This window comes from Mucilaginibacter sp. dw_454, from assembly GCF_018449775.1.
Classification (GTDB): Bacteria; Bacteroidota; Bacteroidia; order Sphingobacteriales; family Sphingobacteriaceae; genus Mucilaginibacter.
Genome location: NZ_JAAVVB010000001.1, coordinates 442854 through 469783, shown reverse-complemented (window position 1 = coordinate 469783; position 26930 = coordinate 442854). Strand labels below are relative to the sequence as shown.

Annotated in this window: 25 protein-coding genes; 6 read left to right on the top strand and 19 right to left on the bottom strand. The window is 44.3% G+C overall.

The window, feature by feature from the left end; translation table 11 throughout:
• Window positions 1–13: 13 nt before the first annotated feature.
• A complete protein-coding gene (locus tag HB679_RS02235) occupies window positions 14–2503 on the top strand; it encodes a mechanosensitive ion channel domain-containing protein (RefSeq protein ID WP_214070304.1) in 2490 nt (829 codons plus the stop codon).
• Here HB679_RS02235 and HB679_RS02230 read toward each other — a convergent pair.
• The 3 genes from HB679_RS02230 to HB679_RS02220 form a co-directional block, all read right to left on the bottom strand.
• Window positions 2500–3540, bottom strand: coding sequence for a glycosyltransferase family 2 protein (locus HB679_RS02230; RefSeq protein ID WP_214070303.1), 1041 nt, complete (start codon window positions 3538–3540; stop codon window positions 2500–2502). The two genes, HB679_RS02235 and HB679_RS02230, sit on opposite strands and share 4 nt — an antisense overlap.
• Window positions 3537–4427 (bottom strand): lysophospholipid acyltransferase family protein, encoded by an 891-nt coding sequence (locus HB679_RS02225; RefSeq protein ID WP_214070302.1) that lies wholly within the window; start codon window positions 4425–4427, stop codon window positions 3537–3539. The genes HB679_RS02230 and HB679_RS02225 overlap by 4 nt, the downstream gene beginning before the upstream one ends.
• Before the next feature lie 91 nt (window positions 4428–4518).
• Window positions 4519–5388 carry a lysophospholipid acyltransferase family protein gene (locus HB679_RS02220; RefSeq protein WP_214070301.1) on the bottom strand — a complete coding sequence of 290 codons (870 nt, stop codon included), beginning with the start codon at window positions 5386–5388 and terminating at the stop codon, window positions 4519–4521.
• 35 nt (window positions 5389–5423) lie between these two features.
• On the opposite strand from HB679_RS02220, the gene HB679_RS02215 reads away from it, so the two are divergent.
• Entirely contained in the window at window positions 5424–6035 is a 612-nt protein-coding gene (locus HB679_RS02215; protein WP_214070300.1) for a WbqC family protein, read from the top strand.
• The gene (gene corA / locus HB679_RS02210) at window positions 6035–7156 is read left to right on the top strand and encodes a magnesium/cobalt transporter CorA (RefSeq protein ID WP_214070299.1); all 1122 of its coding nucleotides are present in this window, start codon (window positions 6035–6037) and stop codon (window positions 7154–7156) included. The genes HB679_RS02215 and corA overlap by 1 nt, the downstream gene beginning before the upstream one ends.
• A gap of 220 nt (window positions 7157–7376) precedes the next feature.
• Here the strand turns inward: corA and HB679_RS02205 are convergent, their stop codons facing one another.
• From HB679_RS02205 to HB679_RS02170, 8 genes are all read right to left on the bottom strand, one after another.
• Window positions 7377–8450: a carboxypeptidase-like regulatory domain-containing protein gene (locus HB679_RS02205; protein ID WP_214070298.1), complete on the bottom strand. Its 1074-nt coding sequence runs from the start codon at window positions 8448–8450 to the stop codon at window positions 7377–7379.
• A gap of 19 nt (window positions 8451–8469) precedes the next feature.
• Window positions 8470–9573 carry a carboxypeptidase-like regulatory domain-containing protein gene (locus HB679_RS02200; RefSeq protein WP_214070297.1) on the bottom strand — a complete coding sequence of 368 codons (1104 nt, stop codon included), beginning with the start codon at window positions 9571–9573 and terminating at the stop codon, window positions 8470–8472.
• A 113-nt stretch (window positions 9574–9686) separates the two neighbouring features.
• Window positions 9687–10343 carry a peptide-methionine (S)-S-oxide reductase MsrA gene (gene msrA, locus HB679_RS02195; protein WP_214070296.1) on the bottom strand — a complete coding sequence of 219 codons (657 nt, stop codon included), beginning with the start codon at window positions 10341–10343 and terminating at the stop codon, window positions 9687–9689.
• A 58-nt stretch (window positions 10344–10401) separates the two neighbouring features.
• Window positions 10402–10647 (bottom strand): DUF3820 family protein, encoded by a 246-nt coding sequence (locus HB679_RS02190; protein ID WP_214070295.1) that lies wholly within the window; start codon window positions 10645–10647, stop codon window positions 10402–10404.
• Window positions 10648–10780: 133 nt separating this feature from the next.
• Complete coding sequence (locus HB679_RS02185) at window positions 10781–12001, bottom strand: ABC transporter permease (RefSeq protein ID WP_214070294.1); 1221 nt, start codon at window positions 11999–12001, stop codon at window positions 10781–10783.
• Entirely contained in the window at window positions 11998–12765 is a 768-nt protein-coding gene (locus HB679_RS02180) for an ABC transporter ATP-binding protein (RefSeq protein WP_214070293.1), read from the bottom strand. The genes HB679_RS02185 and HB679_RS02180 overlap by 4 nt, the downstream gene beginning before the upstream one ends.
• Entirely contained in the window at window positions 12762–14078 is a 1317-nt protein-coding gene (locus tag HB679_RS02175) for an efflux RND transporter periplasmic adaptor subunit (RefSeq protein ID WP_214070292.1), read from the bottom strand. The genes HB679_RS02180 and HB679_RS02175 overlap by 4 nt, the downstream gene beginning before the upstream one ends.
• A 9-nt stretch (window positions 14079–14087) precedes the next feature.
• Window positions 14088–15443 carry a TolC family protein gene (locus HB679_RS02170; RefSeq protein ID WP_214070291.1) on the bottom strand — a complete coding sequence of 452 codons (1356 nt, stop codon included), beginning with the start codon at window positions 15441–15443 and terminating at the stop codon, window positions 14088–14090.
• Window positions 15444–15626: 183 nt separating this feature from the next.
• Here HB679_RS02170 and HB679_RS02165 point away from each other — a divergent pair, with 183 nt between their 5' ends.
• Together HB679_RS02165 and HB679_RS02160 are read left to right on the top strand one after the other, a co-directional pair.
• Window positions 15627–15866, top strand: a complete 240-nt coding sequence (locus HB679_RS02165; RefSeq protein ID WP_214070290.1) for a hypothetical protein — start codon at window positions 15627–15629, stop codon at window positions 15864–15866.
• Between the two features lie 13 nt (window positions 15867–15879).
• Window positions 15880–16791 (top strand): aldo/keto reductase, encoded by a 912-nt coding sequence (locus tag HB679_RS02160; RefSeq protein WP_346345128.1) that lies wholly within the window; start codon window positions 15880–15882, stop codon window positions 16789–16791.
• Window positions 16792–17662: 871 nt separating this feature from the next.
• Here the strand turns inward: HB679_RS02160 and HB679_RS02155 are convergent.
• Complete coding sequence (locus HB679_RS02155) at window positions 17663–18367, bottom strand: hypothetical protein (protein ID WP_214070289.1); 705 nt, start codon at window positions 18365–18367, stop codon at window positions 17663–17665.
• Window positions 18368–18625: 258 nt separating this feature from the next.
• On the opposite strand from HB679_RS02155, the gene HB679_RS02150 reads away from it, so the two are divergent.
• Window positions 18626–19876, top strand: a complete 1251-nt coding sequence (locus HB679_RS02150) for a PQQ-dependent sugar dehydrogenase (RefSeq protein WP_214070288.1) — start codon at window positions 18626–18628, stop codon at window positions 19874–19876.
• Window positions 19877–19966: 90 nt separating this feature from the next.
• On the opposite strand, the gene HB679_RS02145 is transcribed toward HB679_RS02150, so the two are convergent.
• The 7 genes from HB679_RS02145 to HB679_RS02115 form a co-directional block, all read right to left on the bottom strand.
• Window positions 19967–20209: a hypothetical protein gene (locus tag HB679_RS02145; protein WP_214070287.1), complete on the bottom strand. Its 243-nt coding sequence runs from the start codon at window positions 20207–20209 to the stop codon at window positions 19967–19969.
• 483 nt (window positions 20210–20692) lie between these two features.
• Window positions 20693–21442 carry an ATP-binding cassette domain-containing protein gene (locus HB679_RS02140; protein ID WP_214070286.1) on the bottom strand — a complete coding sequence of 250 codons (750 nt, stop codon included), beginning with the start codon at window positions 21440–21442 and terminating at the stop codon, window positions 20693–20695.
• Window positions 21443–21546: 104 nt separating this feature from the next.
• The gene (locus tag HB679_RS02135; protein WP_214070285.1) at window positions 21547–22422 is read right to left on the bottom strand and encodes a sugar phosphate isomerase/epimerase; all 876 of its coding nucleotides are present in this window, start codon (window positions 22420–22422) and stop codon (window positions 21547–21549) included.
• A 114-nt stretch (window positions 22423–22536) separates the two neighbouring features.
• Window positions 22537–23838, bottom strand: coding sequence for an MFS transporter (locus HB679_RS02130; RefSeq protein WP_214070284.1), 1302 nt, complete (start codon window positions 23836–23838; stop codon window positions 22537–22539).
• A 46-nt stretch (window positions 23839–23884) separates the two neighbouring features.
• Window positions 23885–24940 carry a sugar phosphate isomerase/epimerase gene (locus HB679_RS02125; RefSeq protein ID WP_214070283.1) on the bottom strand — a complete coding sequence of 352 codons (1056 nt, stop codon included), beginning with the start codon at window positions 24938–24940 and terminating at the stop codon, window positions 23885–23887.
• Between the two features lie 3 nt (window positions 24941–24943).
• On the bottom strand, window positions 24944–26095 hold the full coding sequence (locus HB679_RS02120; RefSeq protein ID WP_255547522.1) for a Gfo/Idh/MocA family oxidoreductase: 1152 nt from the start codon (window positions 26093–26095) through the stop codon (window positions 24944–24946).
• Window positions 26096–26326: 231 nt separating this feature from the next.
• Window positions 26327–26884 carry an acyl-CoA thioesterase gene (locus HB679_RS02115; protein ID WP_214070282.1) on the bottom strand — a complete coding sequence of 186 codons (558 nt, stop codon included), beginning with the start codon at window positions 26882–26884 and terminating at the stop codon, window positions 26327–26329.
• Window positions 26885–26930 lie beyond the last annotated feature (46 nt).

Here is a 26930-nt window from a genome sequence, read left to right as displayed (position 1 = left end):
TTAGCCCCTTAAAATGCAGAAAATATTAAGACCTATATTATTTATCGCCGTTCTACTTTCTGTTTTTTGCGTTGATGCGAATGCACAAAAGTTAAAATCTGCCAGCGCCAGGCAACGCAAAGCCATGCGTGCGCGCGACTCGGTATTGCGTGTTTTTAACGGAGCAGATACTTCGGTAAGCACCCTGTTGCAACACCTTGAAACATACAACAGCAGCTTTGTCCAGATCAGGAATGATTTTGCCGATGGCCTGGATACCACTGATGTCGCCACCCGGGTACCATCTATTTTAAGACGACTTAATAAAATAAAGGACCAGGCAAATACACACAAAGCCAGCACTTTAAGATATCTTTTTGTATTACGCAATAATCTTGATCATATTCAAAGCTCACTTGATGATTGGCAAGGCGATCTGGATGCGATAAACGACAAGCTGGTACAAAACCAAAAGGATTTAATTAAGTTCCACACAGATTCTGTCCTGATTAAAACTATCCCCAGCGACAGTATATTGAGGGCCAGGTTTTTTGAACGCCGCAGGGAAGTTATTTTATTATGGATCTCTATCGATTCGGCCAACAGGCGCAATCTGTTTAAAATAAATATCCTGCAAAATAAAGTTGCCATAGCTAACGCCAACGCGCTTGACGAAACCGACCAGATAGACGACAAGGTAAAACGCTTTGCAGAACGCGCCTTTGAGGGCGAGTTTGGTTACCCGTGGCAGATCGATCCAAGCTATAACAATATCAAAACAGCGGTAAACGGTACACTGGCGCTTACCAAAACTCAGCTCAATTATTTTATCAGCAAAGAAACAACTACGCACCTAATAGGCACCTTTTTCTTGCTGCTGGTGGCTATTTGGGTGATTTATAACCGCGAAAAAATTAAACGCTTCAAAGAAGAAACCGAACTTATAGCCAGCCAGGCCAACCTGATCTATAAATACCCGGTAATATCTGCGCTATTAGTGCCTGTAGTAATTGTCCCTTATTTTTACGATCACCCACCGGTAGTTTTTTTGGAGATATTTTTTCTGCTATCGCTGATATTGGTATTGATGCTGACAAAACGGGTGTTTAATCCTGAGGTTTTCAGAGCGCTTAGAGGTTTATTTTTTATAACGATTGTATATAGCGCCAGTAACATGCTGGTGCAGATTACCAACCTCGATAGATTGGTGATCCTGGTGTTGACTATAATCGGCGTTATCATAGCTTACCGGTTTCATAAAAAAGTTTTTGCAGCCCCAACGCATTATCCCAAAAACACACTGTGGATACTAAAAATATTTATCGCGCTCCAACTGCTTGCAATCATTTGTGATGTTAGCGGCAGATTCAGTTTAGCAAAGATCCTGGCCATTACAGCTACTTACAACCTGTGGTTATTGGTGAGCTTATATTTTGTTGTGGAGATCATAAGCCAGGGGCTTTTATTACAATTCCATACCCAAAAAGATGATGACAGCATTATCAGTTGGATAGACCATGCTATTTTACAGACAAAATTCAGAAAGATCTTAACGCTTGGTGCCGCGGCGCTGTGGTTATTCTTCCTCTTCCAAAATTTGAATATAGACGATGCTGCTACCGATTACATCAGCAATATCCTTAACCAGGCCCACACGGTAGCCGGCGCTTCATTTACCTTTGGGGGCTTTGTGATTTTCATCGCGGTGATCTGGTTATCATCCGTACTGTCAAATATCATCAGTTATTTTTATGATATTTCGGCGCAGCGCTCTGATATCGAATCATTAAAAAAGAAAAACCGCACCTCGACCCTATTGATTAGGATAGGTGTATTTACCCTGGGATTTTTCCTGGCTGTGTTTGCATCCAATTTCCCGTTGGATAAGATTACCATCATCATCAGTGCCTTCGGTATAGGTATAGGTTTCGGCTTGCAGAACATCGTAAATAACCTGGTGTCGGGTATTATCCTGGCGTTTGAAAAGCCGGTGCAGATAGGCGATATCATTGAGGTCGACAGCCGCTCCGGAACTATTAAAGAAATCGGTATCCGCGCCAGCAAAATTGCTACGGCCGATGGTGCCGAAGTGATTATACCTAATGGCGACCTGATTTCGCACCACGTAATTAACTGGACACTGAGCAACAACAACCGCCGTGTCGAGCTGATCGTCAGTGTAGCTTATGGCACCGAAATAGAAAAGGTAAAACAACTGCTTAAAGATATTCTGAATCGTCGCGAAGACATTATGAAAGAATCTGAGCCGCTGATCTTTGTGCATAACCTGAGCGAAAGCTCGGTTGATTTCAGGGTGTTATTCTGGGCGGCAGATATTAACCAGTGGCTGCAGCTTAAAAGCGCGGTATTGGGCGATATTTATGCGACATTCAAAAAAGAAGGTATTGAAGTGCCGAATAAAGCTACCGAGATCAATATGAAATTGCCCGACGGCACCACAGTTAGTATGGGCGACAATAGTAAAACGTTAGGTATCATACCACCGCCGGAATCAAAGGCTTAATAAAAACGCTTGCGTTCCAGGTCGGTAAACTTGCGGAGTTTCTTAACAAAAAAGGCCCACATAATACTGCCATGGTACATGCCGGTTAGTTTAGCGTTATATTTCTTAAGATGTGTGCTTGACGCGTGCTCACCGCTTTTAAATAAGTGCGCAATAAAATAACGATGCGCACGGCTAACGGCACCGGCATCTTTGCGCTTACCTTCGGTTAAAAAGCGCAGTAAGGCTGCAAAGTCCAGGAAGTATCTGGCGGTTATCACAATAAAACCTTTCCAAAACGGCAGGTTCTTTTTAATAAGCAGTAAATTATTTCTGAAATTTAGATAGGTCTTGAACGGATTCTCGGCGGTTAACGTTCCCCCGCCTACGTGAAAAATTTCTGATTGCGCACAGTACATCACTTTGTAGCCACTGTTCTTTAGTCGCCAGCAAAGGTCAATTTCTTCCATGTGCGCAAAGAACTCCTCATCAAAACCCTCGGCTTCATCCCAGTATTTCTTTTTGATGAACATAGATGCACCCGATGCCCAGAAAACTTCGCCCGACTCTTCGTACTGCCCATGATCTTTTTCCACCTCATTTACAATACGGCCACGACAAAACGGATAGCCAAAGCTGTCAATAAAACCACCGGCAGCGCCGGCGTGCTCAAAGCTATCTTTCTGGTCGTAAGCTTTTATTTTGGGTGCGGCTACGGCAATCAACGGGTCGCTTTCCATGAGGGCTATTACGGGTTCTATCCAGTTGGCAGGCACCTCCACGTCAGAATTTAGCAGGATATAATAATCGGCCTCTACTTGCGCCAAAACACGGTTATAACCACCGGTAAAGCCATAGTTATCATCATTTTGAATGATGCGAATGCCGGGGTAATTTTCGCGAATAAACTCGATCGATCCATCAGTCGAGGCATTATCGCCAACAACAATGTCCAAATTGGGCCATACGGATGAAAGTACAGAAGGCAAGAACTGGCGCAGGTGCTTTAAGCCGTTCCAGTTTAATATCACTATAGCTACTTTTGGGTGTTGGGTCATCTTTTATATTTCACGTGCTCCGGCTTAAACTTCCATCTTCTGTGCGACCATAGCCAGTATTCAGGGGCTCGTTTAATAATGTCTTCCAGAAATTTCACGTGTGCTTTAGTGATCTCGTATTCTTGTGTTTGTTGTGGTTCTTCAAATAAGGTATGCAACGTGTATGTATAATACCCCCTTTTTACACGCACCATGTCATAATAAAGAACAACGCTGTTGGTGGTACGCGCAATTTTTTCAACGCCCAAAAATACAGGAGTTTTTTGGTTTAAAAAATCAACAAAGTAATCTAACTCCTCTCGCGATGGTGTTTGATCGCCCAGCAAGCCTATTGCCGGCTGTTCATTTCTTAACCGGGCCAACTCGCGCATTGCTCTGTTCATGGCTACCGGTACAGTGCCAAAACTGCTTCGGATACGGTAAAAAAATTTGTCAAATATGGCATTTGATAATGGCTTATACACTATCAAAAACTTTTTATCGGTATAAAACGGAAAATTTAAGCCGGCCCACTCCCAGTTGCAATAGTGCCCGCCAATAGCCACCAGGCTGCGCCCCTGCACATAATAGTGGGTAATTACTTCAGGGTTAGTCAGTACCACGCGGCGGCGCAATTGTTTTTCTGATATGGTGAGCGATTTAACCGTCTCCAAAACCATATCGACAAAGTAGTGGTAAAATTTGCGGGCTATCTGATCAATTTCTTTTTCGCTTTTTTCGGGAAATGAGTTCCTGATATTTTCATAAATTACCTTGCGGCGATAACGGATCACGTAATAAAGAATCACATACAGAAAATCGGAAAACGCAAAAAGCGCCCAAAAGGGCAGTAAAGAAATAAAGTATAAAATAAAGATTGCTATGCGCAGTAGTCCGTTTTTTAGCACCAGGTAAAAGTTTTTACAAACTTAAACATCACCTCAAAACAAAGGTTGGCTTAACTAACCGGCGCTTGATTTTTTGACATTAATTTAACCTTTAGCCCCGTTGGGTAAATTTCCACCGGCGGTGCGACCATAGCCAGTACTGCGGCTCGCGGCGAATCATAGTTTCCAGGTATTTAACATGAGCCTCGGTAATTTCATGCGTTGCAGATTCCTTTGACTTCTCCATCAACGGCACTATCGTATAGGTATAATAACCGCGTTTCACCCGTTTCATATCGTAAAATATTACGGCCGAATCTATCAGCTTGGCAATCTTCTCAATCCCCAAAAAAACCGCCGTAGGCTGATTCATAAACTCTGTAAAATAATTGGCAGTCTCTAACGGAGGTGTTTGATCGCCGGCATATACCGATACCGTAAACTCGTTTTTATGGGCGACAGAAGAGCGCAGGGCCTGCCCCATTGGCACCACCACGGCGCCAAAGCGAGAGCGCATTTTTATAAAGAACTGATCAAAGACCTGGTTACCCAGGTTTTTGTAGATCACAAACAAACGGGTATCAATGCTAAACTCCAATCCGGCCCACTCCCAGTTGCAATAATGTCCCGCCACAGCGGTAACACTTTTGCCGGCGGCCTCATAATTTTTAACAATTTCAGGGTTGGTACAAACCACGCGGCGCTGCAATTCGCTTTTTGATATGCTGGTCATTTTGATGGTTTCCAAAATCAAATCTGCCAGGTAATGATAGTATTTCTTCTCGATGTCCGCCCGCTCGGCATCGGTCATTTCAGGGAAAGCATTGCGCAGGTTTTCTTGGGTTACCCGCCGGCGATAACCGATGACATAATAAAGTACCACGAACAAGATATCGGCTACTAAATAAAGCAGCCAAAAGGGCAACAACGAGATCAGGTATAAAAAGACTGTCCCTAACCTTGAAAGCCCTTTATTTATCATTATTTTTGGAGGTTTATACTACAAACATAATTTATATGATTGACAAAGGCGCTGTATTGCCCCTATTTTATCTTCCGCCGGTTGCATATTTCTCGTCGTTTAAGGCGCATAAGCCTGATATACTGATAGAGCGCGATGAACATTTTCCAAAACAAACCTACCGTAACCGGGCCAATATTTACTCGCCGGACGGTATGTTGACGCTAACTGTGCCTGTAGTTAAAGGCTCAAAAATACATACCAAGGTAACCGATGTTAAAATCAGCTACGATTTTAAATGGCAGCGCCTGCACTGGATGAGCCTGGAAACCTGCTATCGCCGGTCGGCTTATTTTGAGTATTATGAGGATGATTTTGCGCCGTTTTATCAAAAGAAGTTTGATTATTTGTTTGATTATAACGAACAGATGCTGCAGATGATCCTAAAGTTTGTCAAACTACCCATCGAACTAAAATATACCGAAACCTACGAGGCCCAATATCCGCAATTAGAAGATTTGCGCGACGCCATCAGCGCCAAAAAAGCGTATGATATCGAACAAAAACCCTATTTTCAGGTTTTTGAAGAACGCAACGGCTTTATCAAAAACTTAAGCATCATAGACCTGCTGTTTAACCAGGGGCCGCAAACAATAAACTACTTATAATGGGTCATATAAAAAGAGTACGGTACAGAACTGTTAAACATCAAAACGTGGGCGAACGCCCCGGTGCCATTACCATTGCCGATGACGCTTTAAAGCCTATCATCACCGTTTACTCTTATAATGAAAAAGAACTGATAACTGCCGATGGACACGATATGAAGGTGATCCTGGAACAGTTTAAAAAATGTAAGGACCACACACATTGGATACAGATCAAAGGCTTGAATGATCAAAAACTGATCGAAGATATAGGCAGCTTGCTCAATATCAACTCGCTGGTTTTAGAAGATATAACCAATACCCACCAACGCCCTAAATTTGATGAGTATGATGATTATGTTTTTAGCGTAAGCCGTCAGATTTACTTTACCGCCGATAACGAACTGTGTAATAACCAATTCTCGGCTCTGGTAAAATCAAACATGATCATCAGTTTTGAAGAAACACACGACGAACATTTTGAAGGTGTAAAAGCACGTTTAGCAGCCGGCAAGGGCGCCATACGCACGGCCGGCCCTGGTTATATGTGCTATGCACTAAACGACACCATCATTGATACGTATTTTGTGTTACTGGCTCATATTGGTGACGAACTGGATGGTGTAGAAGACCGTTTGTATACCAATGCCGATAAAACCATTATGTACGATGCGCAGCAGCTTAAACGCACGCTGATCATCCTGCGTAGGATTACCTGGCCGGAGCGCGACAAGATCAACGACATTTTACGCAGCGAACACCCACTGGTGACTGCCGAGGTAAAAATGTTTTTGAAAGATGCTTACGACCATTGCATACAGGTAATGGACCTGATTGAAAATTACAAGGAGATTTCCAGTAGCATTATTGACTTATACCTGTCGTTGGTAAGTAACCGCATGAATGAGATCATGAAGGTGCTCACCATCATTTCCGTAATATTCATACCGCTGACGTTTGTGGCCGGTATTTACGGGATGAACTTTTCACGTACAGACCCTGCAACCAATAAAGTAATGCCGGCTAATATGCCTGAGCTTTACTCGCCGCATGGGTATGTTTATGCACTGGGCGGTATGTTGCTGATTGGTGTGATACAGGTTATTGTTTTTTGGAAAAAGGGTTGGTTTACGAAGTTGTAGACCCTCTTTTTTCATGCCGACACTGTAAAAATTGTCATTGCGAGCGTAGCGCGGCAATCGCGAACTTTGCAGCGCGCGATTGCTTCGTTGTACCTCCTCGCAAAGACAAATCGTTCGCCTGTCATTGCGAGCGTAGCGCGGCAATCGCAAGTAGAAAAGCTGTTGAACATTGCATCCTTGCGATTGCTTCGTCGTTCCTCCTCGCAAAGACAGTTTGATATTAATTCTTGTGGTCAACCGCCGGCGGCATATACTCCCATGGCAGTTGGTCGGCTACGCGTTTACGCCCCCAAAATCCCTGTATAAATATGTGGTCATAATTGGTAAAACTACCACGGCTATCTACACGGGCATCGGTATTAAAAATAGAGCCGTAATAGTATAAATTATTAAGCTCATCTGTACCAACATGGGTTGGGTCTGGCTTGGCGGCTTTCTTTTTATCATACACAATATAAAACCGCGCATCGTACCTAAAGGTTATCAGGCTTGTCTCTGATCTTTTAATAATTTGCTCTGCAGGGATAGGTATGGTTTCAATCACTATCGGGAAAATCGAACTCACTATTTTGTAAACCAAAAATCCTTCCTGCCTTGTGGTGCCGGCATATAATGAACGCAGGTAATGCATCAACGAGCCTTCATAAGCCTCTTGCCTGGCCTTTTCCCATTTTTGCTGTTGCTGGGGCGTACCCTTCATCTGTTCAAAGCTGTAATCGCCATCATAATAAGTTAAATCCTGGGCCTCCTGGTGCGAGAAAGTTTTAAGCAGGTATTTAATACGATAGCCCAAGGCATTATTCTCAATGATCAGGAAATCAGAAGTGGTTGCTTTTAATGTCCCTTTGGCGGTAGAGAATTCCAGCAGGTCCGGATTTAATATTTTGCAATATTTAACGTTGGATGACTCGCCCATAAAAGCATCGGTAAATATCTTGATCTGTTTTTTTCGGTCCGATTTACCAATGTTAACGTCATTCAGCAAGATCGTCTTTGTCGCCAGGGTTATAGAAACCGTTTCGGCTGCATTTTTTAAAATTACGTTTTGCTTTGCCGACTCATAGCCCAGCATATTAACCACCACCTGGTAGGTGCCCGGTGTTAATCCATTAAACCTAAAACGGCCCTCGGCATCGCTGGCAGCAGCTTTTTCTGACCCGGCTATAAATACAGTTGCCGATGCCAGCACCTCTCCTTTTTGGTTTTTGACGGAGCCGACGATGCTATAGGTTTCCTGGGCTTTAACATTTAAGGCCAGCAAAAGGCAAACAATACTTGTAAGTAGATATTTCATCGGATAAGTTTTCGGTTTGTTATTTATTCACCGGGTGATCGTCGGCAACATATTCGTATTCATAAGGCAACTGCCAGGCTATCCTTTTTGTTGTCCACCAGCCCCTGATAGTTATATTTTCGTATTCATCCAAACTGCCTCTGTTGTCGAATTTTCCACCTATCCTAAAAACAGAACCATGTGGTTCGGGATTATATAAACGTTTGTCTTTATCATTTGTAACAACAACTTCGGTTGCGGCTGCGGCCTTTTTGGGGTCGTAAACAACATAGAACCAATTGCCGCCAAATTTAAACGCCGCCTGGTCGCCGCTTTCGCGCTTAATTATTTGTTCGGAAAAAATTGGGGCCGGTTTCATGTCCATTACGGGGTAATCAATAGTAGTGACCTGGTAGGTTAAAAAACCTTCTTTTTGAGCGGTTTGCGCGTACAACGATCGCAGGTAATGCATAAACGAACCCAGGTAAGCAATTTTACGGTTTCGCTCCCACACCAATTGCTGTTCGGGCGTACCGGTCATGGGTTCGAAAGAATAGTCTCCGTCATAAAAATATCGATTCTCACGTGGGACATATTGAAAAAACCGGAGCAGGTATTTTATACGGTAACCCAGGGCTTTATTTTCGACAATCAAAAAGTCTGAGGTAGTGGCTAATACCGCAATACCCTGCTCTTTAAACCTCAATATTTCGGGATTTAAGACCTTGCATTCATTAGCAAAAACAACAGTCCCGATAAAAACTTTAAGAAACATTTTAATTTGCCACGGCTTTGGCAAATGCCTGGTATCGTTAATCTTAACTTCTTGCAGGGCTATCTGTTTTTCGCCAAGCGCTATATCAACAACTTCGGGTTTGTCTTTTAAGGCGATGGCTTTTTTTACATAATTGTAGCCTAACATATTTACCACAACCTGGTAGTTACCCGGGGTTAAGCGGTAAAAAACAAAATGGCCCTGATCGTCAGTCATAGTTGCTTGCTCAGTGCCGGCAATAAATACAGTAGCAGACTGCAGCTTTTTACCTGTAGTGTCTGTAACGGTGCCGCTAATGGTATAGGTAGTCTGTGCGAAAGCCCCGATCTGGAGACAGCACAAAATAATCAGACTAAATAAATACTTCATGGCCAGGCTTAGATTTTTACTAAGCCGAATATATCTATTTTAACTGTAAAGAAATGGTTAGTAATAAAAAAAGTCGCCATTAATGGGCGACTTCTTAAATATGCTTGTGGCTACTATTTCTGAAACTGAGGCTTCAAAAACGCTTTTTCGGCGGCACGCATTTTTAATACTTTGGGTAGCGATACCGACTCGATATAGGCACTGGTAGGGTGCTGTTTAAAATATCCCTGGTGATAACGCTCGGCACCGTAAAAAACGGTAAAAGGTTGTATCAAAGTAACCACCGGAGAATTGTACCGATGCGATGCATTGATATTTTTGATCAGCGCTTCTATCCCGGCTTTTTCTTGTGGCGTACGATAGAAGGCAATGGACCGGTAATCGGTGCCCTCATCAGGTCCCTGGTAATTTAATTCGGTTGGGTTATGAGCGTAAAAGAAAGCCTCAGCCAGTTTCTGAAAACTAATGATTTTAGGGTCATAATAAACCTGTACCGTTTCGGCGTGGCCTGTGGTGCGGGTACAAACTTCGTCGTAAGTGGGATTTTTGGTTGTACCGCCTGCAAAGCCGGCTATAACGTGGTCTACACCCTTTAATTCGGCCATGGCCTCGCCCATGGCCCAGAAACAGCCACCAGCAAAAGTAGCTACCGCCTGCCCGGCTTTGGGTTGCGGCACGGACACTAATTTCAGATCATTGGGATTATCCTGGCCGTTGGCACAACCAACTATCACTAAACTAAATAAAATATACAGAATTGAATTTTTCATAATCAAAGTGTTTAACCAATATACGCATCATTCTGTTTTGCAGATGGTCATGCAGCGGTCATCTCGTCTGCGCCTTCAAAGCATTTTTCACCATGATCAGGATACTGTTTAGTCCGTTGATCTTGATCTCATAAACACTCGACAACATCATGCCCATTTTGCCCGGAGGAAAACCTTTGTTTTTGAGCCACTCGAGATAGTAAACCGGCAGATCGCTGATGAAAGTGCCTTTGTACTTACCAAACGGCATACGGGTTTGTACAATGTCTACGAGGATCTTTGAGTCGGGTTTGATGGGCTCCATTGGGGTAAAGATAGGAGAATGAACTCACCATTAAACTTTTTTTGTCATTGCGAGCGTAGCGTGGCAATCGCAAGGAGAAAAGCTCGCGATTGCTTCGTCGTTCCTCCTCGCAATGACAAACTTGTGTGATTTCCTACTCGTACCTTAATGCCTCAATCGGATCCAATCGCGAAGCAGATTGTGCCGGGTAATAACCAAAAAAGATCCCGGTTATGGCGCAGACAAAGAATGATAATACCACCGAGGATTCAGAAATAATAGTTGGCCAGCCCAGCGTAGCCGTAACTACCCAGGTAGATACAAAGCCCAGGCATACGCCGATAACACCGCCCGTAATACTGATCAGTACAGCTTCCAGTAAAAATTGCATCATGATATCTTTACCACGCGCACCGATAGACATCCGCAGACCAATTTCTTTGGTACGCTCGGTTACCGATACATACATGATATTCATGATACCGATACCACCAATTACCAGCGATATCCCGGCAACAACGGTAAGCAGTACGGTTAATAAGCCACTGGTTGAGCTTAAAGTTGCAATCAGCTCTTGTTGGGTACGAACGGTAAAGTCGTTATCCTCGCTGTCGCGCAGGCGGTGCGAGGCACGCAGCTTATCGGTCATTTCCTGTACGGCTTGATCGGTTACGTCTTCGCTGGCGGCTGATGCGTAGATATTGGAGTAGTAAATGGTCGCCAGAATTCGTTTTTGCACTGTGGTATATGGCGCTATCAGGATATCATCCTGATCCTGCCCGAAAGTATTGAAACCTTTTGGGCTTAATACGCCGATGATCTGGAAAGGAATATGCCCGAAACGAATGATCTTGCCTATCGGGTTTTCGCCATTTGGAAAAAGATTATCAATAACTGTCTGCCCTATCAAACAAACTTTGGCCGATGTCAACACATCGTTCTCTGTAAATGCGATACCATCTTTAACCGTAAGTTTACGGATATCAAGGTACGCCGGATCAACGCCACTCATGGTGGTAGGCCAGTTAAGCGGACCATTGATAGCTTGCCCTTTTGAACTTACCGATGGCGATATTTCAGTGATGTATTGTGGATTGGTTTTTAAGGCCACAATATCTTTTATAGTCAGCGTCTGGAAGCTTGCGCCTGCTATCTTTACACCGCCGTTAAGGTTACTGGCCGGTTGCACGGTAAGCATATTGGTACCCATGCTCGATAGCTGGTCATGAATACTTTGCTTTGAGCCCTGCCCTATGGCCACCATCGCAATAACCGATGCCACACCGATGATAATACCCAGCATGGTCAAAAAGGCCCTCAGCTTATTTCTAAGCAGGGCACGGTACGCAATGCGGAACAGGTTAGCAATATTCATGATGATATGTTATAATCGTCTGTAACAGGTAAGGCAGCCAGCATTTCTTTAGCCGATTTCCTGTTTTCGTTTTTAGTATCTTTTTGGATGATGCCGTCACGCAATTGTATAGTACGGCTGCTAAACGCGGCAATATCCGGCTCATGCGTAACAAATACAATGGTTTTGCCTTGCGCGGTATTCAGATCCTGCATTAATGCCATGATCTCATACGATGTACGGCTATCCAGGTTACCCGTAGCCTCATCGGCCAGGATCATTACCGGCTGATTAACCAGCGCCCTGGCAATAGCCACACGCTGCTGCTGCCCGCCCGATAATTGATTTGGCATGTGGTCGAACCGATTATCCAGCTTAACGGCTTTCAAAGCATCCATGGCCCGGTCGCGGCGTTCGCTTACGCTGATATCTTTATTGTAGAGCAAGGGTAACTCTACATTCTCTAAAGCCGACGTCCGCGCCAGCAAATTATAAGCCTGGAACACGAAGCCTATTTTATGATTGCGCAACACCGCCAGCTCATCGCGGTTTAGTTTTTTAACATCGACACCATCCAGGAAATAATTGCCGATGGTGGGCTTATCCAAACAGCCCAGGATATTGAGCAAAGTGGTTTTCCCCGAACCGCTGCTACCCATAATGGTTACAAACTCGCCGGTATTGATATCAAAAGAGATCCCTTTGAGTGCGCGTACGGTTTCGCTGCCCATGATAAACTCGCGTTTAAGATCGCGGATCTCGAGTGCTTTTTTAGTTTCGCTCATCGGCCACGGCCTCCTCCACCGCCTCCGCCGCCACCACCACCACGGCGCGCCGGCATAAACGGACTACCACCTGCTGCTGTAGCACCACCTGAAGTGCTTAGTTTACCGCCGGTTGCGCTGGTTATTACAATATCATCAGCAGTTAAGCCTGATAATACTTCAACCTGGGTGTTATCATTCAAGCCAGTCTTGATTCGTGTTTGGACAATCTGTTTACCTTTTAGTAACCAAACGTACGATGTTTGTTTAACTACGCCACTGCTATCGCTGCGGCTACTCATGGCGTGTGGGGTTCCACCTGCTGCGCCGGCGGCGGCACCACCTGCTCCTGCACCGGCACGTTTATGTGCTTTATGTGGCAATTTACCCACGATTTGGTAGTCTTTCGACAAAGCAGAATCAGGCTGAAAAGCAATAGCTTTTGCCGAGATCAGCATGGCATCGTTAACCTCTTTGGTGTAGATGATAATGTTGGCTGTCATGCCCGGTTTTAGTTTCATATCATCATTCGGTGTGGTAATGATGGTAGTATAAGTCACCACGTTTGATGATACCGATGGGTGCAGACGAATTTCCTGCACTATACCCTTAAACTGATCGGTTATAAAAGCATCCACGGTAAATGCTACGCGGTTGCCCTGTTTTACCGCGCCGATATCGGCCTCGTCTACATTGGCTTGCACTTGCATTTTGGTAATGTCTTTAGCAATCACAAACAAGGTTGGTGTATTGAAGCTTGCCGCTACGGTCTGACCAACACTAATGCTACGATTTAGCACCACCCCATCAATAGGCGAATAGATATCAGCATAAGATAAATTTTTCTTAGCCGACCGTACCTGGGCCGCTGCACTGGCTACCTGCGCTTTAGCGGCACCGTAAGTATTCACCGCGCTATCATAATCGGCTTTGCTTATCGCATCGGTTTTGTAAAGCAGGCCCTGCCTGTTAAAATTATTCTGGGCAAAGAGCAATTGGCTTTGCGCATTCTGTAACTGGCCGGTGGCCTGATCCAAAGTCGCTTGTAAAAGAGATTTATCCAGTTCGGCCAGTAACTGACCTTTTTTTACCTGCGAGTTAAAATCGGCATATAATTTTGAGATAATGCCCGATACCTGGCTACCCACGGTAACGGTATCTTCAGGCTCTATCCTGCCGGTTGCCGTAACGCTTTGGGCTATGTAGCCGTGCATTGGCTTCTCGGTTTGTAGTACTATGGGGGCCTCGGGCTTACGTATAAAAAAGTACCATATCAACAGCAGTGCTACTACTATTGCTAAGATTATCAATATCCTTCTATAACCTGTTTTCATGTTGTGACGTTATAATTTAATAGGTTGGCCCCGGTAAAAATCGTATATTCTTAAGCTTAATATCAAGTTGTATTTGGCTTGTACAAAGGCCTGTTGCGCCTGCACGTACAAGTTTTTTTGTAATAAAAAGTCTACCGTGTTAGCCACGCCCACCTTTAATTGCTCGCTGGCTATGCGGTAGCTTTCCTTGCTGTATTTAAATTCCTCGTTGGCGGCATCATACTGTCCCTGCGCATTTTGCACGTTAATGTATGCCCGCTCAACTGTTTGCGACAATACATACTTGGTATTCTGTAAATCGAGTTTTGATTGCTGTACGTTGATCTTGGCTTCCTCAACCTGCGTCCGTACTACGCGGCGGGTAAAAATGGGTATAGCCAATGTTAAACCAATTTGCTCGGTTAAACCATTGCCAATCTGGTTAAAGTAACCACTGCCTGAACCCGTAGCATATCCTGAACCTATAGAGCCACCAGCCACGAGCGAAGGCAAATAGCCAGCCTGGGCCTTAGCTACATCATACTGTGATATTTGCACACCCAGTTGCCCATTCTTAATTTCCGGTCGGGTACGGTAGGCGCTGTCTTGTGCTTCATTTAATGGCGTAACAGCCACAGATGAGGATGTCACGATAGTATCCGGACGCACAATATCAAAATCTACATTTGACGGTAACAGCAGGTATTGTTTAAGCGTCAGCACATCGCTGCGTTGTGTGTTTTTGAGGTTGGTTAATGTGTACTGGTCTGCAGCTTGCTGGGCTTGCAGTTGAATCAGATCTTTACGCGCCACACTGCCCACATCATAACGTTGCTGCTCCAGCTTTACCTGCGCTATGGTGGTGTTCACCAGGTCGGTATTGTACAGTATATTTTCTTTGTCTAAAAGTATAGCCAGGTAAGCTTGTGTAATTTGCAGGGTGATATCATTCTCCTGCTGCAAAATATTCAGGTTGGATGATTGCAATACCAAACCCTTTTGACTGATGGTGTTATTGAGCAAGCCGCCGTTAAACAGGGTTACCGATGAATTTACACCGTAATTACCCGATGCCACAAAACCCGAGTTGCCATTGTTATTCAAGCCGCTACCATTATTATTGGTATTATAATGGCTGAAATTTTGTGTAGCAGAAGCCGACAGATCAGGCAATTTAGCGGCCCTGGCCAATTCCAGATCCTGTTGACTTAATTGTTTAGACAGGCGCAGCGAGTTTATCTGGATGTTGTTTTTCTTGGCATAGTCAATGCATTGGCTCAGATCCCATTTGATGGTTTTGCCCACCAACGTGCTATCCTGCGCATAAAGCCGGGTAAGGCCCAAAAGCAGCAGTAACGTACACGTGAATTTTAGTTTTAACAACATATTGTAAAGGCTACTCGGTTGAAATTCATTTGGATGATATAAGCTAAATTTCAGCAAATTGTTTTAACACAGCAGGTTAATTATGTAAAGAGTTTATTACTATCATCCGATAGTATCGATATTATACACAATAGTATACATGATTATGACAAACAGTACCTGGCTCCAGCTGTTTATAAACCCATGGAACAACAATTTAAAGCAACCTTAACCGGTACCGACGGACCTGTTAACGGTACAATAACACACATTACTTTTGAAGGGCATAAAAGAGCTTATCGCTTTGATGCCGTTGACGACACATTGCATTTGGTAATAGCACCCGATGAAAATGGTAACTGGCAAAAAGTTGCCGGTACCGAACCGTATCTTTTTGGTTGGGTAGATGAAATGGCCGAACAAATAACCAAATTGCACGCTTAGATTTAATCTCCCTATGGAAAAAAGAGAATTGGGCCGGTCTGGCATTAAAGTAAGTCCGTTTTGTTTTGGCGGCAATGTTTTTGGTTGGACGATTGACGAAAAGCAATCATTCGAAATTTTGGACGCTTACGTAGATTCAGGACTGGAATTTATTGATACTGCCGATGTTTACTCTAAATGGAAACCGGGTAATAAAGGCGGCGAGTCGGAAGCCATCATAGGCAACTGGCTTAAAAAATCAGGCAAGCGCGACCAGGTGATCATTGCTACCAAAGTAGGTAAACCTATGGGCGAAGGTAAGCAGGGGCTATCAAAAGCATATATCACCGAAGCTGTCGAAGCGTCGCTAACGCGATTGAAGACTGATTACATTGATCTGTATCAATCGCATGATGATGACCCGAACACACCATTCGAAGAAACACTGTCGACCTTTACCGACCTGATTAAACAAGGAAAAGTACGTGCAATTGGGGCATCAAACTATAATGCTGCCAGGTTACAGGAAGCTTTAAAAGTGAGCGAAACAAACGGCTTTGCGCGCTATGAAACATTACAACCTGAATACAATTTGTTTGATCGTGCAGGTTATGAAAAAGAACTGGAACCGCTATGCGTTGAAAACCACCTTGGTGTGATCACCTTTTTCTCTTTAGCCAGCGGATTTTTATCAGGCAAATACCGTTCTGAAGCTGATCTGGAAAAAAGCCAACGTGGTGGCGCCGTTAAAAAATATCTGAGTGATCGCGGTTTTAAAATACTGGACGCTCTAGATCAGGTTGCATCACAATACAACACTACACCCGCAGCGGCTGCGATAGCCTGGGTTATCGCCCGTCCGGGGGGTTACGGCGCCTATTGCCAGTGCAACTTCATTAAAGCAATTGCAGGATACTACGGCTGCGGTGCGATTAAATTTGGATAAAGCGGCGATTGAGTTGTTGAATGTGGCGAGTGGTTATTAATTAAGAGCCTGTCATTGCGAGCGTAGCGCGGCAATCGCGAACTTTATTCCACCACGTCATGGGGAGCGAGTACGAGCGTAACAATCTCCGGATCGGTCGCTTACTTATCGCTTTTATAGCGCTCTTGGCCGCTAGGGCCCATTACTTTTTCCTTGATGAAAAAGTAACAAAAAATCAAGTCAGTCGCAAGGCTTCTTTGCGCTCCGGGCCTCTGCCCTGCAAATCAGGTAAAACCTGGGCAGGGGCCTGTTGCCGCCGGTTGTCGCACCCGGGCCTGCGCTTCAGGCAACATTCCCGACAGCCCTGCAGCCGCACAAGGCCACTATTGTTTTACCCGCTTTCACCCGAAGCTCTGCGTCTGACAGATGTTGCACACGTTATAGATTTGTCATCCTGTACCGAATGTTCGGGACAAGAACCCGCACGCTGAGAGCGATCATTTATAGCGTGATGAGTTCATGTTGTTGTGCAGAGGTCAGCAAACCAGCTTCGGGTGAAAGCAAACAGAATAAGTTGGCCTTGCGGGCGGGAGAAGGCATTCAACTTTTTGCTGAAGCGGAGGACTAGTGCGAGCGAAGCAGGGCAAAAAGATTGCGGCCTTGTGATTCTGTTTGATTTGCAGGGCAAAGGCCTAGCGCGCAAAGAAGCCTTTTTGCTGACTTGATTTTTTGGTTCTTTTGTATCAAGACAAAAGAACAAAGCCTTAGCGGCGATTGAGCGCTAGACGAGCGATAAGCTAATCAAGCGATCCGCAATGATGGATGGAGATCAACAACAAAAAAGCCACCTTACAGTGGCTTTTTCTATTATATATGATGGAGGAAATTGCGCTTATTTACCAAATCTATGTCCCTGGTTTTGATCGCGGTTAGCGGCAAAATGGTCATCGTTGCGTTGTTGCTGGCCATTACCGTTTGAGCGTTGCGGCTGTTTGGTGTTTTGGCCACCGTTATCATTCCGGTTACCTCTGCCACCTTGATTATTCTGATCGCGGTTACCTTGGGTATGTTGTGCACCGCGGGGCTGATCACCTGGTCTTTCAAAACGTGGTTGCGCTTGCTGACGGTTATCGAAACGGTCGTCGCGTCTTGGGGTAAATCTATCGTCACGACGTCCGTCAAAACGGTTATCTACCCTATTGTTATAAGCTCTCCAGTCGTAGGCGCGGCCACTATAACGTTCGCGGTACATATCGGCACGTAAGAACGGACGAGGAGCGCGTACTTCATAGTGACGGGCAGCTCGCCAATCATAGTTACGATATTCACCCGGCAGGTAAGCGGCAGATACCCAGTTGTCGCCATTATTGTAATAATAGGCATGTTCTGGTACGCTATAATAAGCGTCAACATCCGGCAGGTAATAATAATCGTCGGCGTTGTTATAATCAACAGCTACACTTGGGGTAGCCAAAGAGGCTTCAACTACCGGGCGATGACCACCTAAGCGTAAACCAATTTGTAATATTTGTGCATTTGCGCTGGTGTAAAATAAACCACTTAATGCTATTGCTGATACTAAAGCTATCTTTTTCATAATCTTAATTTTTATACCATTAGGACGATACAAAACCGTTAAGGTTTAATCTACGCTTTGCCAATAAACTGTATATATTATCATATAACAAATTAAATATCTTAAAATAAATACAAAACGGAATAATATTTTACAAAGATGAAATTATGAAGCTATGTAAAAGCTTTGCTAATATTTAATTTGGTTGCAGGCCTTAAAATTTATTCCCTTAAATTTGATGAATAAACCATACTACTTGATAAACAAACAAGACAGCTTATGAAAAACAAGAAATTGCTCTCGCTATTGTTGCCGCTGGTGGCAGTGGGCGGATTCTTCACCCTGAACGCCTTAAAGACTGATACTAAACCCGCCGAGGTTCCTATTACCTTACCCGCAGGTTTTAGCTCTACCATTATTGCCGACAATTTGGGAAGCGCGCGCCACCTGGTAGTTACGCCGCAAAATGATATTTATATCCACATGGCAAGCACACGTGTAAGTAAAGGCATCATTGTATTGCATGAGGCAAATAATAAGGCTACCATAAAAACAAGCTTTGCAGACTACGGTGGCACCGGTATCGCCATAAAAAATGGTTACCTGTACGCATCTTCCAAAAATTCAGTTTTCCGTTACAAACTGGATGCCAACAACCAGGTTATTGATCCAAATCACCCGGAAACAATTGTACATGGCCTGGTAGAGATCAACCATCATCAGCCTAAAGCACTTACTTTAGATAACGACGGTAACATCTATGTAAACATTGGCGCCCCAAGCAACATCTGCGAAGAGTATGATAAGAAGAGAACCGGCTGCCCTATCCTGGATTCGACCGCCGGTATCTGGCAGTTTAAAGCCGATAAGCTAAATCAAACTTATAGTAAAGATGCACACTATGCCTGGGGATTAAGAAACGTGGTAGGTATTGCCTGGAATCAACAGGACAATCAGCTTTTTGTAATGCAGCATGGCCGTGACGCCTTGCATGATCTGTTCCCTAAATTGTATACAGCTGAGCAATCTGCAGAATTACCGGCCGAGTGTATGTTCGCTTTAAAAAAAGGTGACAACGCCGGTTGGCCATATGTTTATTATGACTGGCAAAAACATCAAAACATGATGGGCCCTGAATATGGCGGCGACGGCGTGAAAACTGCCGATCCGAAATATATCAACCCGGTTGCTGCTTACCCCGGTCACTATGCGCCTTGCGGTTTATTATTTTACACCGGAAATCAATTTCCCGAGCGTTACAAAAATGGGGCTTTCATTGCATTCCATGGTTCATGGAACCGCGCGCCGCTACCGCAAGCCGGTTACTGCGTAGTATTCCAGCCATTTAAAAATGGTATGCCTGATGGTAAATGGGAAGTTTTTGCTGATGGCTTTGCCGGTACTGCCGAGCAGAAAGCATCAGGCGCGGCGGTACACCGCCCATGCGGACTGGCACAAGGTCCAGACGGCTCCATCTATGTTACCGATGATAACAAGGGAACTGTTTATAAAATCAGTTATCAAAAATAACGCGCGTTAAAATGTTTTAAAGCGCTTTTAAATGTTTTAAAATGCAATAACGCAAAAAAAGCCGTTCTGCTAAGTGCAAAACGGCTTTTTTTATGCGGCGATATTCTGTTTAATAACCTCTATCACGAAATTGTTCTTCAACTCCTTCTCGGCAACCACCATGGCAAAATCGACATAGCGTATACCGTTGTCAATAGGGTATATAGTGTAACCTCTTTTGTTAGCGTCATATTCGCCAAGCTCAAAAAGTTCGTCTGCTTGTTTGCCTTTGATCTTGGCACCACCAACCAGTTGGTACGCATCAAATATATTTTGGAAATTTAAGTTCTTCATAGTGAATAGGGCATTGCAATAAGTTTGCCAAAAAGATTGAGTTATAAGAAACTTATTGTCATTGCGAGGAGGAACGACGAAGCAATCGCGAATAATATATGGCGGTGCCCTTCTACTTGCGATTGCCGCGCTACGCTCGCAATGACAGAGGGGCAATTCGTATTACGACGCTTTTTAGCAGTACTTAAGTGAAACAAAATAAGACTTAAAAGTCATTTTTACTGTTTCATTCTGTTTCACTCAATTCTTACAAACACTTAATTATCAAGAGTTTATTTAAAAATATTGTTTCACTTGTTTCATCTGTTGCAGACACGCGTGAAACAAAACACTCCACCCTCACGTCATCGTGAGCGAGGTACGAGCGTGACGATCTCTGAACGATATTATCCGCCTGGCGTGTAGAGATGGCTTCGTTCCTCGCAATTGACGTGGTGGGTAATAGAATACCAATGAACTAATGACTGTTGACCAATGAACCAACTAAGCAAACCACTCAAACAGATCGCTCTGCTTTAATGCTTTCTTGTGCGTAGCATCAATGTCCTTTAAGATATGCCCCTCACCCATCTGGATAATGCGGGTTCCATGATTGTAGGCATCTTTGAGGTTATGAGTGATTAGTATAGTGGTCAGCTTGTAGGCTGTCGTAAGTTTGTCAGCTATATTGATCACTATCTCTGCTGACTTTGGATCGAGGGCAGCGGTAGGCTCATCCAGCAGTAAGATCTTGCACTCGTCCATCACACTCATGAGCAAGGTTAAAGCCTGGCGCTGCCCGCCCGATAGCGTACCGATGGGTTGTTCCAGCTTGGTTTCGAGGCCCATACCTAGTGCGGCTATTCTTTGCTTTACATCGCGCTTAAAAGCCTCGGTAACGCCAATGTTTAAGCCCTTGGCTTTGGTGCGGATGGCCGCAAGGCGGAAGTTGTCCAGTATGCTCAGTTCGGACGCTGTACCACTCATGGGGTTTTGGAACACCCGGGCTATCCATTTGCTGCGCTGGTAGTCGGCCAGTTTGGTAACGTCGTCGCCATCAATGCTGATAGTACCCGATGATGGAATGACGCTGCCTGAGATGAGGTTAAGCAGTGTGGTTTTACCAGAACCGTTCGATCCTACAATAACCACAAACTCCTCACCATTGATGGTTAGATCAATGCCTTTAACCGCGTTCACCTCGTTGGCCTTGCCACGGTTAAAGGTTTTATGGAGATTGGTGATCTGGATCATGACAGCAATTATAAAAGATTGTCATTGCGAGCGCAGCGTGGCAATCGCGAACTTTGCAGCGTGCGATTGCCACGTCGTTTCACTCCTCGCAATGACAAACCAGGTTAGATACTTATCTTATCCTTAATGTACTTAGCACTTTGCGCAATGCTTACATAAGGGTCGATATTAGTATAGTTCTCTTGCTCAACGATGAAATGTTTAACACCGGCGCTTTTAGCCTGTGCCAATATCTTCACAAAGTCGATAGTGCCGCTGCCTATCTCGGTATTTAGCTCGTGGTTGCCTTTGTCCATATCTTTTATATGCACAAACTCATAACGGCCAGGGTGTTTAGCAAACAACTCTAAGGGATCTTTACCTGAACGTACAACCCAGTAAATATCCATTTCCATGGTCACCAGTTTAGGGTCGGTTTGGTCAATAATGGTATCGTAAAAGGTGGTACCATCAACCGGGCGCCACTCAAAGTTGTGGTTATGGTAGCCTAGTTTCAAGCCTGCTTTTTGACAGATCTCGCCTGCTTTGTTTAGCTGCTCAGCAACCTTTTTGAAATCGTCGACCGTCTTGATGAAATCGCCATTAATAGCCGGAACAATGATGGTTGATTGACCGGTAGCATGCGCAGCCTCGATATAAGTATCCAGGTTATCCGTTTTACCTGACCCAAAGAACTGGTTCATATCATAGTGACCGCTTGCAGTGGTCAGTCCGTTAGCCTTTAATACATCGTTAAACGCCTTTGCATCCAATCCCCAGAAACCTGCACCTTTGCTGTAGCCAAATGGCTCAACTTCTTTATAACCGGCCTGCGCAACTTTAGCTAACACACCTTTTGGATCTTTTGGTAATTGGTCTCGCAGACTATAAAGTTGCAGGCCCACATTTTTAACAGGCTTAGCCGAAAGGAACTTTGGCGCCATCATAGCTCCTGCCGATAGCAAACCTGCCTGGGTTAAGAACGTTCTTCTTGTTGTCATTGTGTTTGTAATTAGTTGGCTAAAATTAGTAATATCTGTGGATGAAGCCTATTAAAAGCATAAAAAAAGCGATGGGTATAAACCCATCGCTTGATAATTAATAACTTTCTAATATTATAAAGCTGCTGCCTTTACTGCTTCTTTATTTCTTGATCGCATATATAAAACCAATCCGCCAAATGCTATGATCAGCCCTACCGGGATTACCAATGTAGTTTTCAATACTTCAGGGCCAGATGCTGACATGGCAGCGTCAAAGCTTTTTGCCAAACCAGTACCTGGTGCAGCCGATCGATACGCATCGAGGCTAGCTCCCGCAGGCAGGTTTTTAGCCATTAGATTATCGTAATAACCGCCCATAAATATCATATACAACGACACCGCAAGCATACCGGCACCGCCCATCAGGTTTAAACCTACTGCACCCGTCCGTGGTAAGTTTTCTGCCACAAAACCGATCATACAAGGCCAGAAGAAGGCCACGCCTAGTCCGAATATCACAGCTGCAAAATAGATAGCTTCACCGTGTAAAGTGATCATTAAATAGATACCAAGAGCAGATAATATAGCCGAGATAAGTAATACTCCCTGAGGCGCAAACTTGTGTACAATCGGGCTTGCAAATGCTCTGCCCAATACTTGCATGGTTGCCACAAACGTCAATATTAAAATGGCATTATCTGTGACTGTCTTAAATAACACGCCAATCCATTGGTTAGTAAACAACTCAGTGATGGCTGTAGCAAACATGCAGATAATCATAAAAATGAAAAGCGGATTTAAAAGCGCTTTATACATATCGCGGGTACTTACACCCGAAGCAACACGTTCTGTAACCGGGAAGTCCAATTTTGAGAACAAGTAACCATAAGTAAGTGTAGGCAACAGCATAACAGCTATCTCCACCTGCGAAACCCAATAAGGTTTTACGTCGGCATGGCCGGCTAATACCTTATCTAACCCAAAAACTACCAGCGTACCAATAACAATACCTGCCGGGAACCATAGGTGAAAGTGATTAAGTTTTGTTGTTTTGTTATCGGTGTACAGAGACGCAACCAGCGGGTTACAAGATGCCTCAACCGTGCCATTAGCTATGCCAATCAACAGCGTTGATGCAAATAAAGTCCAATAACCGTTGGCAAAAATGGTAAGCACGATGCCTATTAAGTGAAAAATAAAAGCGCCAACCAGCAATTTTTTCATGCCGATTATATCAACAATAAAACCGCCGACGATTACTGCTAAAGGGAATCCCCAAAACGCAGTTGCGGTAATAGTACCGATCTCTGAGCCACTAAGATGGAACCGCACGCCCTGGTCGCTTAAGATACCCGCGCGAATACCAAATGATAATGATGTAACTAGCAGGGACAAGCAGCTCGCCCTGAATAGTTGGTCACGATTAATTTGCATTATGTTTTTGTTTAAGTTTATAATTGGTTGGTTAAATATATAGCTTTTAGCTTATTCCTAGTATCCGTTTGTTAAAATCCTCATCAGACCCCGCAGCGGCAAAGTCGTCGAATGCTTTGTCTGTTACACGGATGATGTGGTCTTTTATAAAGATGGCACCTTCTCTTGCACCATCTTCCGGATGTTTTAACGCGCACTCCCACTCCATTACGGCCCACCCGCTGAAGTTATATTGCGCCATTTTACTGAATATCAATTTGAAATCTACCTGTCCATCGCCCAAAGAACGGAAACGGCCGGCACGCTCAACCCAGTTTTGGTAACCACCATAAACTCCCTGGCGGCCTGTTGGATTAAACTCGGCATCTTTAACGTGAAACATCTTGATGCGTTCGTGGTAGATGTCGATATATTCTAAATAATCCAAACACTGTAATACAAAGTGCGACGGATCATAAAGCAAATTAGCACGTTTGTGATTTTTCACTTCTTTCAGGAACATTTCGTAGCTAATACCATCATGCAAATCCTCGCCCGGGTGAATTTCATAGCAAAGGTCAATGCCATTTTCGTCGAAAACATCCAATATTGGTAACCAGCGTTTGCCCAGTTCTTTGAAACCGGTTTCCACAACGCCGGCAGGGCGCTGAGGCCATGGATATACCATCGGCCATAATAAAGCACCGCTAAAGGTTGCATGTGCATTCAGGCCCAAATTTCGCGAAGCCCGCGCAGCGTATTTTAACTGTTGCACCGCCCACTCCTGGCGCGCTTTGGGGTTATTATGATATTGTGCCGGCGCAAAAGCATCGAACAACTGATCATAAACCGGGTTAACCGCAACCAGCTGACCTTGTAAGTGGGTCGACAGTTCGGTAATTTCCAGGCCGTGGCTGTTAACCAGACCTTTTATTTCATCAGCATAAGTCTTGCTTTCTGCCGCTTTTTGTAAGTCGAAATAACTGCTTGCCCAGCTTGGTATCTGTATCCCTTTAAAGCCTAAGCCGGCCGACCATTTACAGATCTCGTCCAAAGTATCAAATGGCGGTTTATCGCCTAAAAACTGCGCTAAAAATATAGCGGGGCCTTTAATTGTTTTCATATATTATACGTTGAATTTAGTCCACTTAATGTCTGATTTACCTGAGGCTATTACATTTTCAATGAAAGCCATCCCTCTTACCCCCTCGTCAATACCCGGATAATCCTGAGCCTCTGGCGATGCTTGCGTGCCTTCAATCTCGGCCTTAACACACAGCGCGAAATTATGGTACAGGTTAGCAAAAGCTTCCAGATACCCTTCCGGATGGCCGCCCGGTGTACGGGTATTATGCGACGCGTAAGAGCTTACATAACCTCCGCCTGTACGGTAGATTTGCCATGGCTCACCACTCATTTTCACCACTAGTGTATTGGCATCCCATTGCTGCCATTCCAGGCTGCCGGTTTCGCCGTATACTCTGATTTTGACGTTATTTTCTTCTCCGGCGGCTATTTGAGTAGCAGTTAATACTGCGCTGGCGCCATTGTTTAGTTTGATCAATACCGCGCCGTCGTCGTCCAGTTTGCGGCCTTCAACTACAATATTGATATCGGCGCATAATTGGGTTACTTGTAAACCGGTAACATATTCCATCAGGTTAAAGGCGTGGGTACCAATATCGCCCATGGCTCCTGCTATACCGCTTTTACCCGGATCTGTGCGCCATGAAGCTTGTTTGTTGTCTTCGCCTTCTAAAAAGGTAGCTAACCAGCCTTGCGGATACTCGACATAGATCTTACGCACTTTACCAATTTTGCCGGCTTTAACCAATTGCTTTGCTTCTTTTACCATTGGGTAACCGGTGTAAGTATGGGTAAGGCAAAATAATTTCCCGCTTGATTTTACCACTTTCTCCAGCTCTTTAGCTTCGGCCAGTGAGAAGGTCATCGGCTTATCCAGCACCACGTGAAAACCATTCTCTAAGGCCAGTTTAGTTGGGCCAAAGTGCATATGGTTTGGCGTAACAATACTGATCACCTGCACACGTTGGTCTGCCGGTAACTGTTTTTCTTTTTCGATCAGTTCTTCGTACGAAGCGTATGATCTTTCGGGCGATAAACCAAGCGCAACGCCGCTTGCTATCGACTTTTCGGCACTGCTGCTAAAAGCGCCGCAAACCAGTTCATAATCATCATCAATACGGGCAGCAATGCGGTGCACCGCACCAATAAACGCGCCTTGTCCGCCGCCTATCATTCCTAATCTTAGTTTCATCTTATTTTGTCAGCCTATTAATTTATCAGTGCCGAATGTAGAGCCGTCATCTAACAAATTGGTTATTAGTTTATTTGTAATAATCTGTTGGTTGTATATATGGTTTAACCGGCACAAACAAGGGTATGTGGGCCTGCTTGCCACAGGTTTACCAAACATAATAACTTTATCATTAAAAATCCTAATGCTATAAAGATATTACGCAATCGATTGTAATTATTCATTGTATAGCTATTTTGCCAGTACCGCTCGTTCGCCGGCCAGTAACGCTACACACGCTTCAATCCCGTCGGGCACAGCAATTCCTGCTACCTCATTTTTGTAATTTTGCTTGATCTCTTTTCGGCGCTTAGCTTCAATAAATCGGCGTACCTGGTCGCGGTTTTCCAGGATTAATCCGGGTATTTGTACAGGTTTGTTTTGTTCGTCCTTAGCCACCATGGTAAAGTAGCTGGTGTTAGTATGATTGATGACATTAGTCTTGATGTTTTCTGACACCACACGAATACCCACTACAAGCGATGTATTACCCACATAATTGATAGACGCCATGAGCGATACCAACTCTCCTACTTCAACCGGCTGCATAAAGTCTACGGTGTCGATAGATGCGGTTACACAATAATTACCGGCATGCTTGGCGGCGCAAACATAAGCTACCTTGTCCATCAGCGATAGCAAGATACCACCATGGATTTTACCGCCAAAATTAGAGTACGACGGGATCATCAATTCGGTTATAGTAGTTTCAGAAAAACGGACGGGTTTAAAGGCGGAAATATCGGTCATAGTAAATCAATTATGCTGCAATATAAAACTTTTACTTGCCAGCATA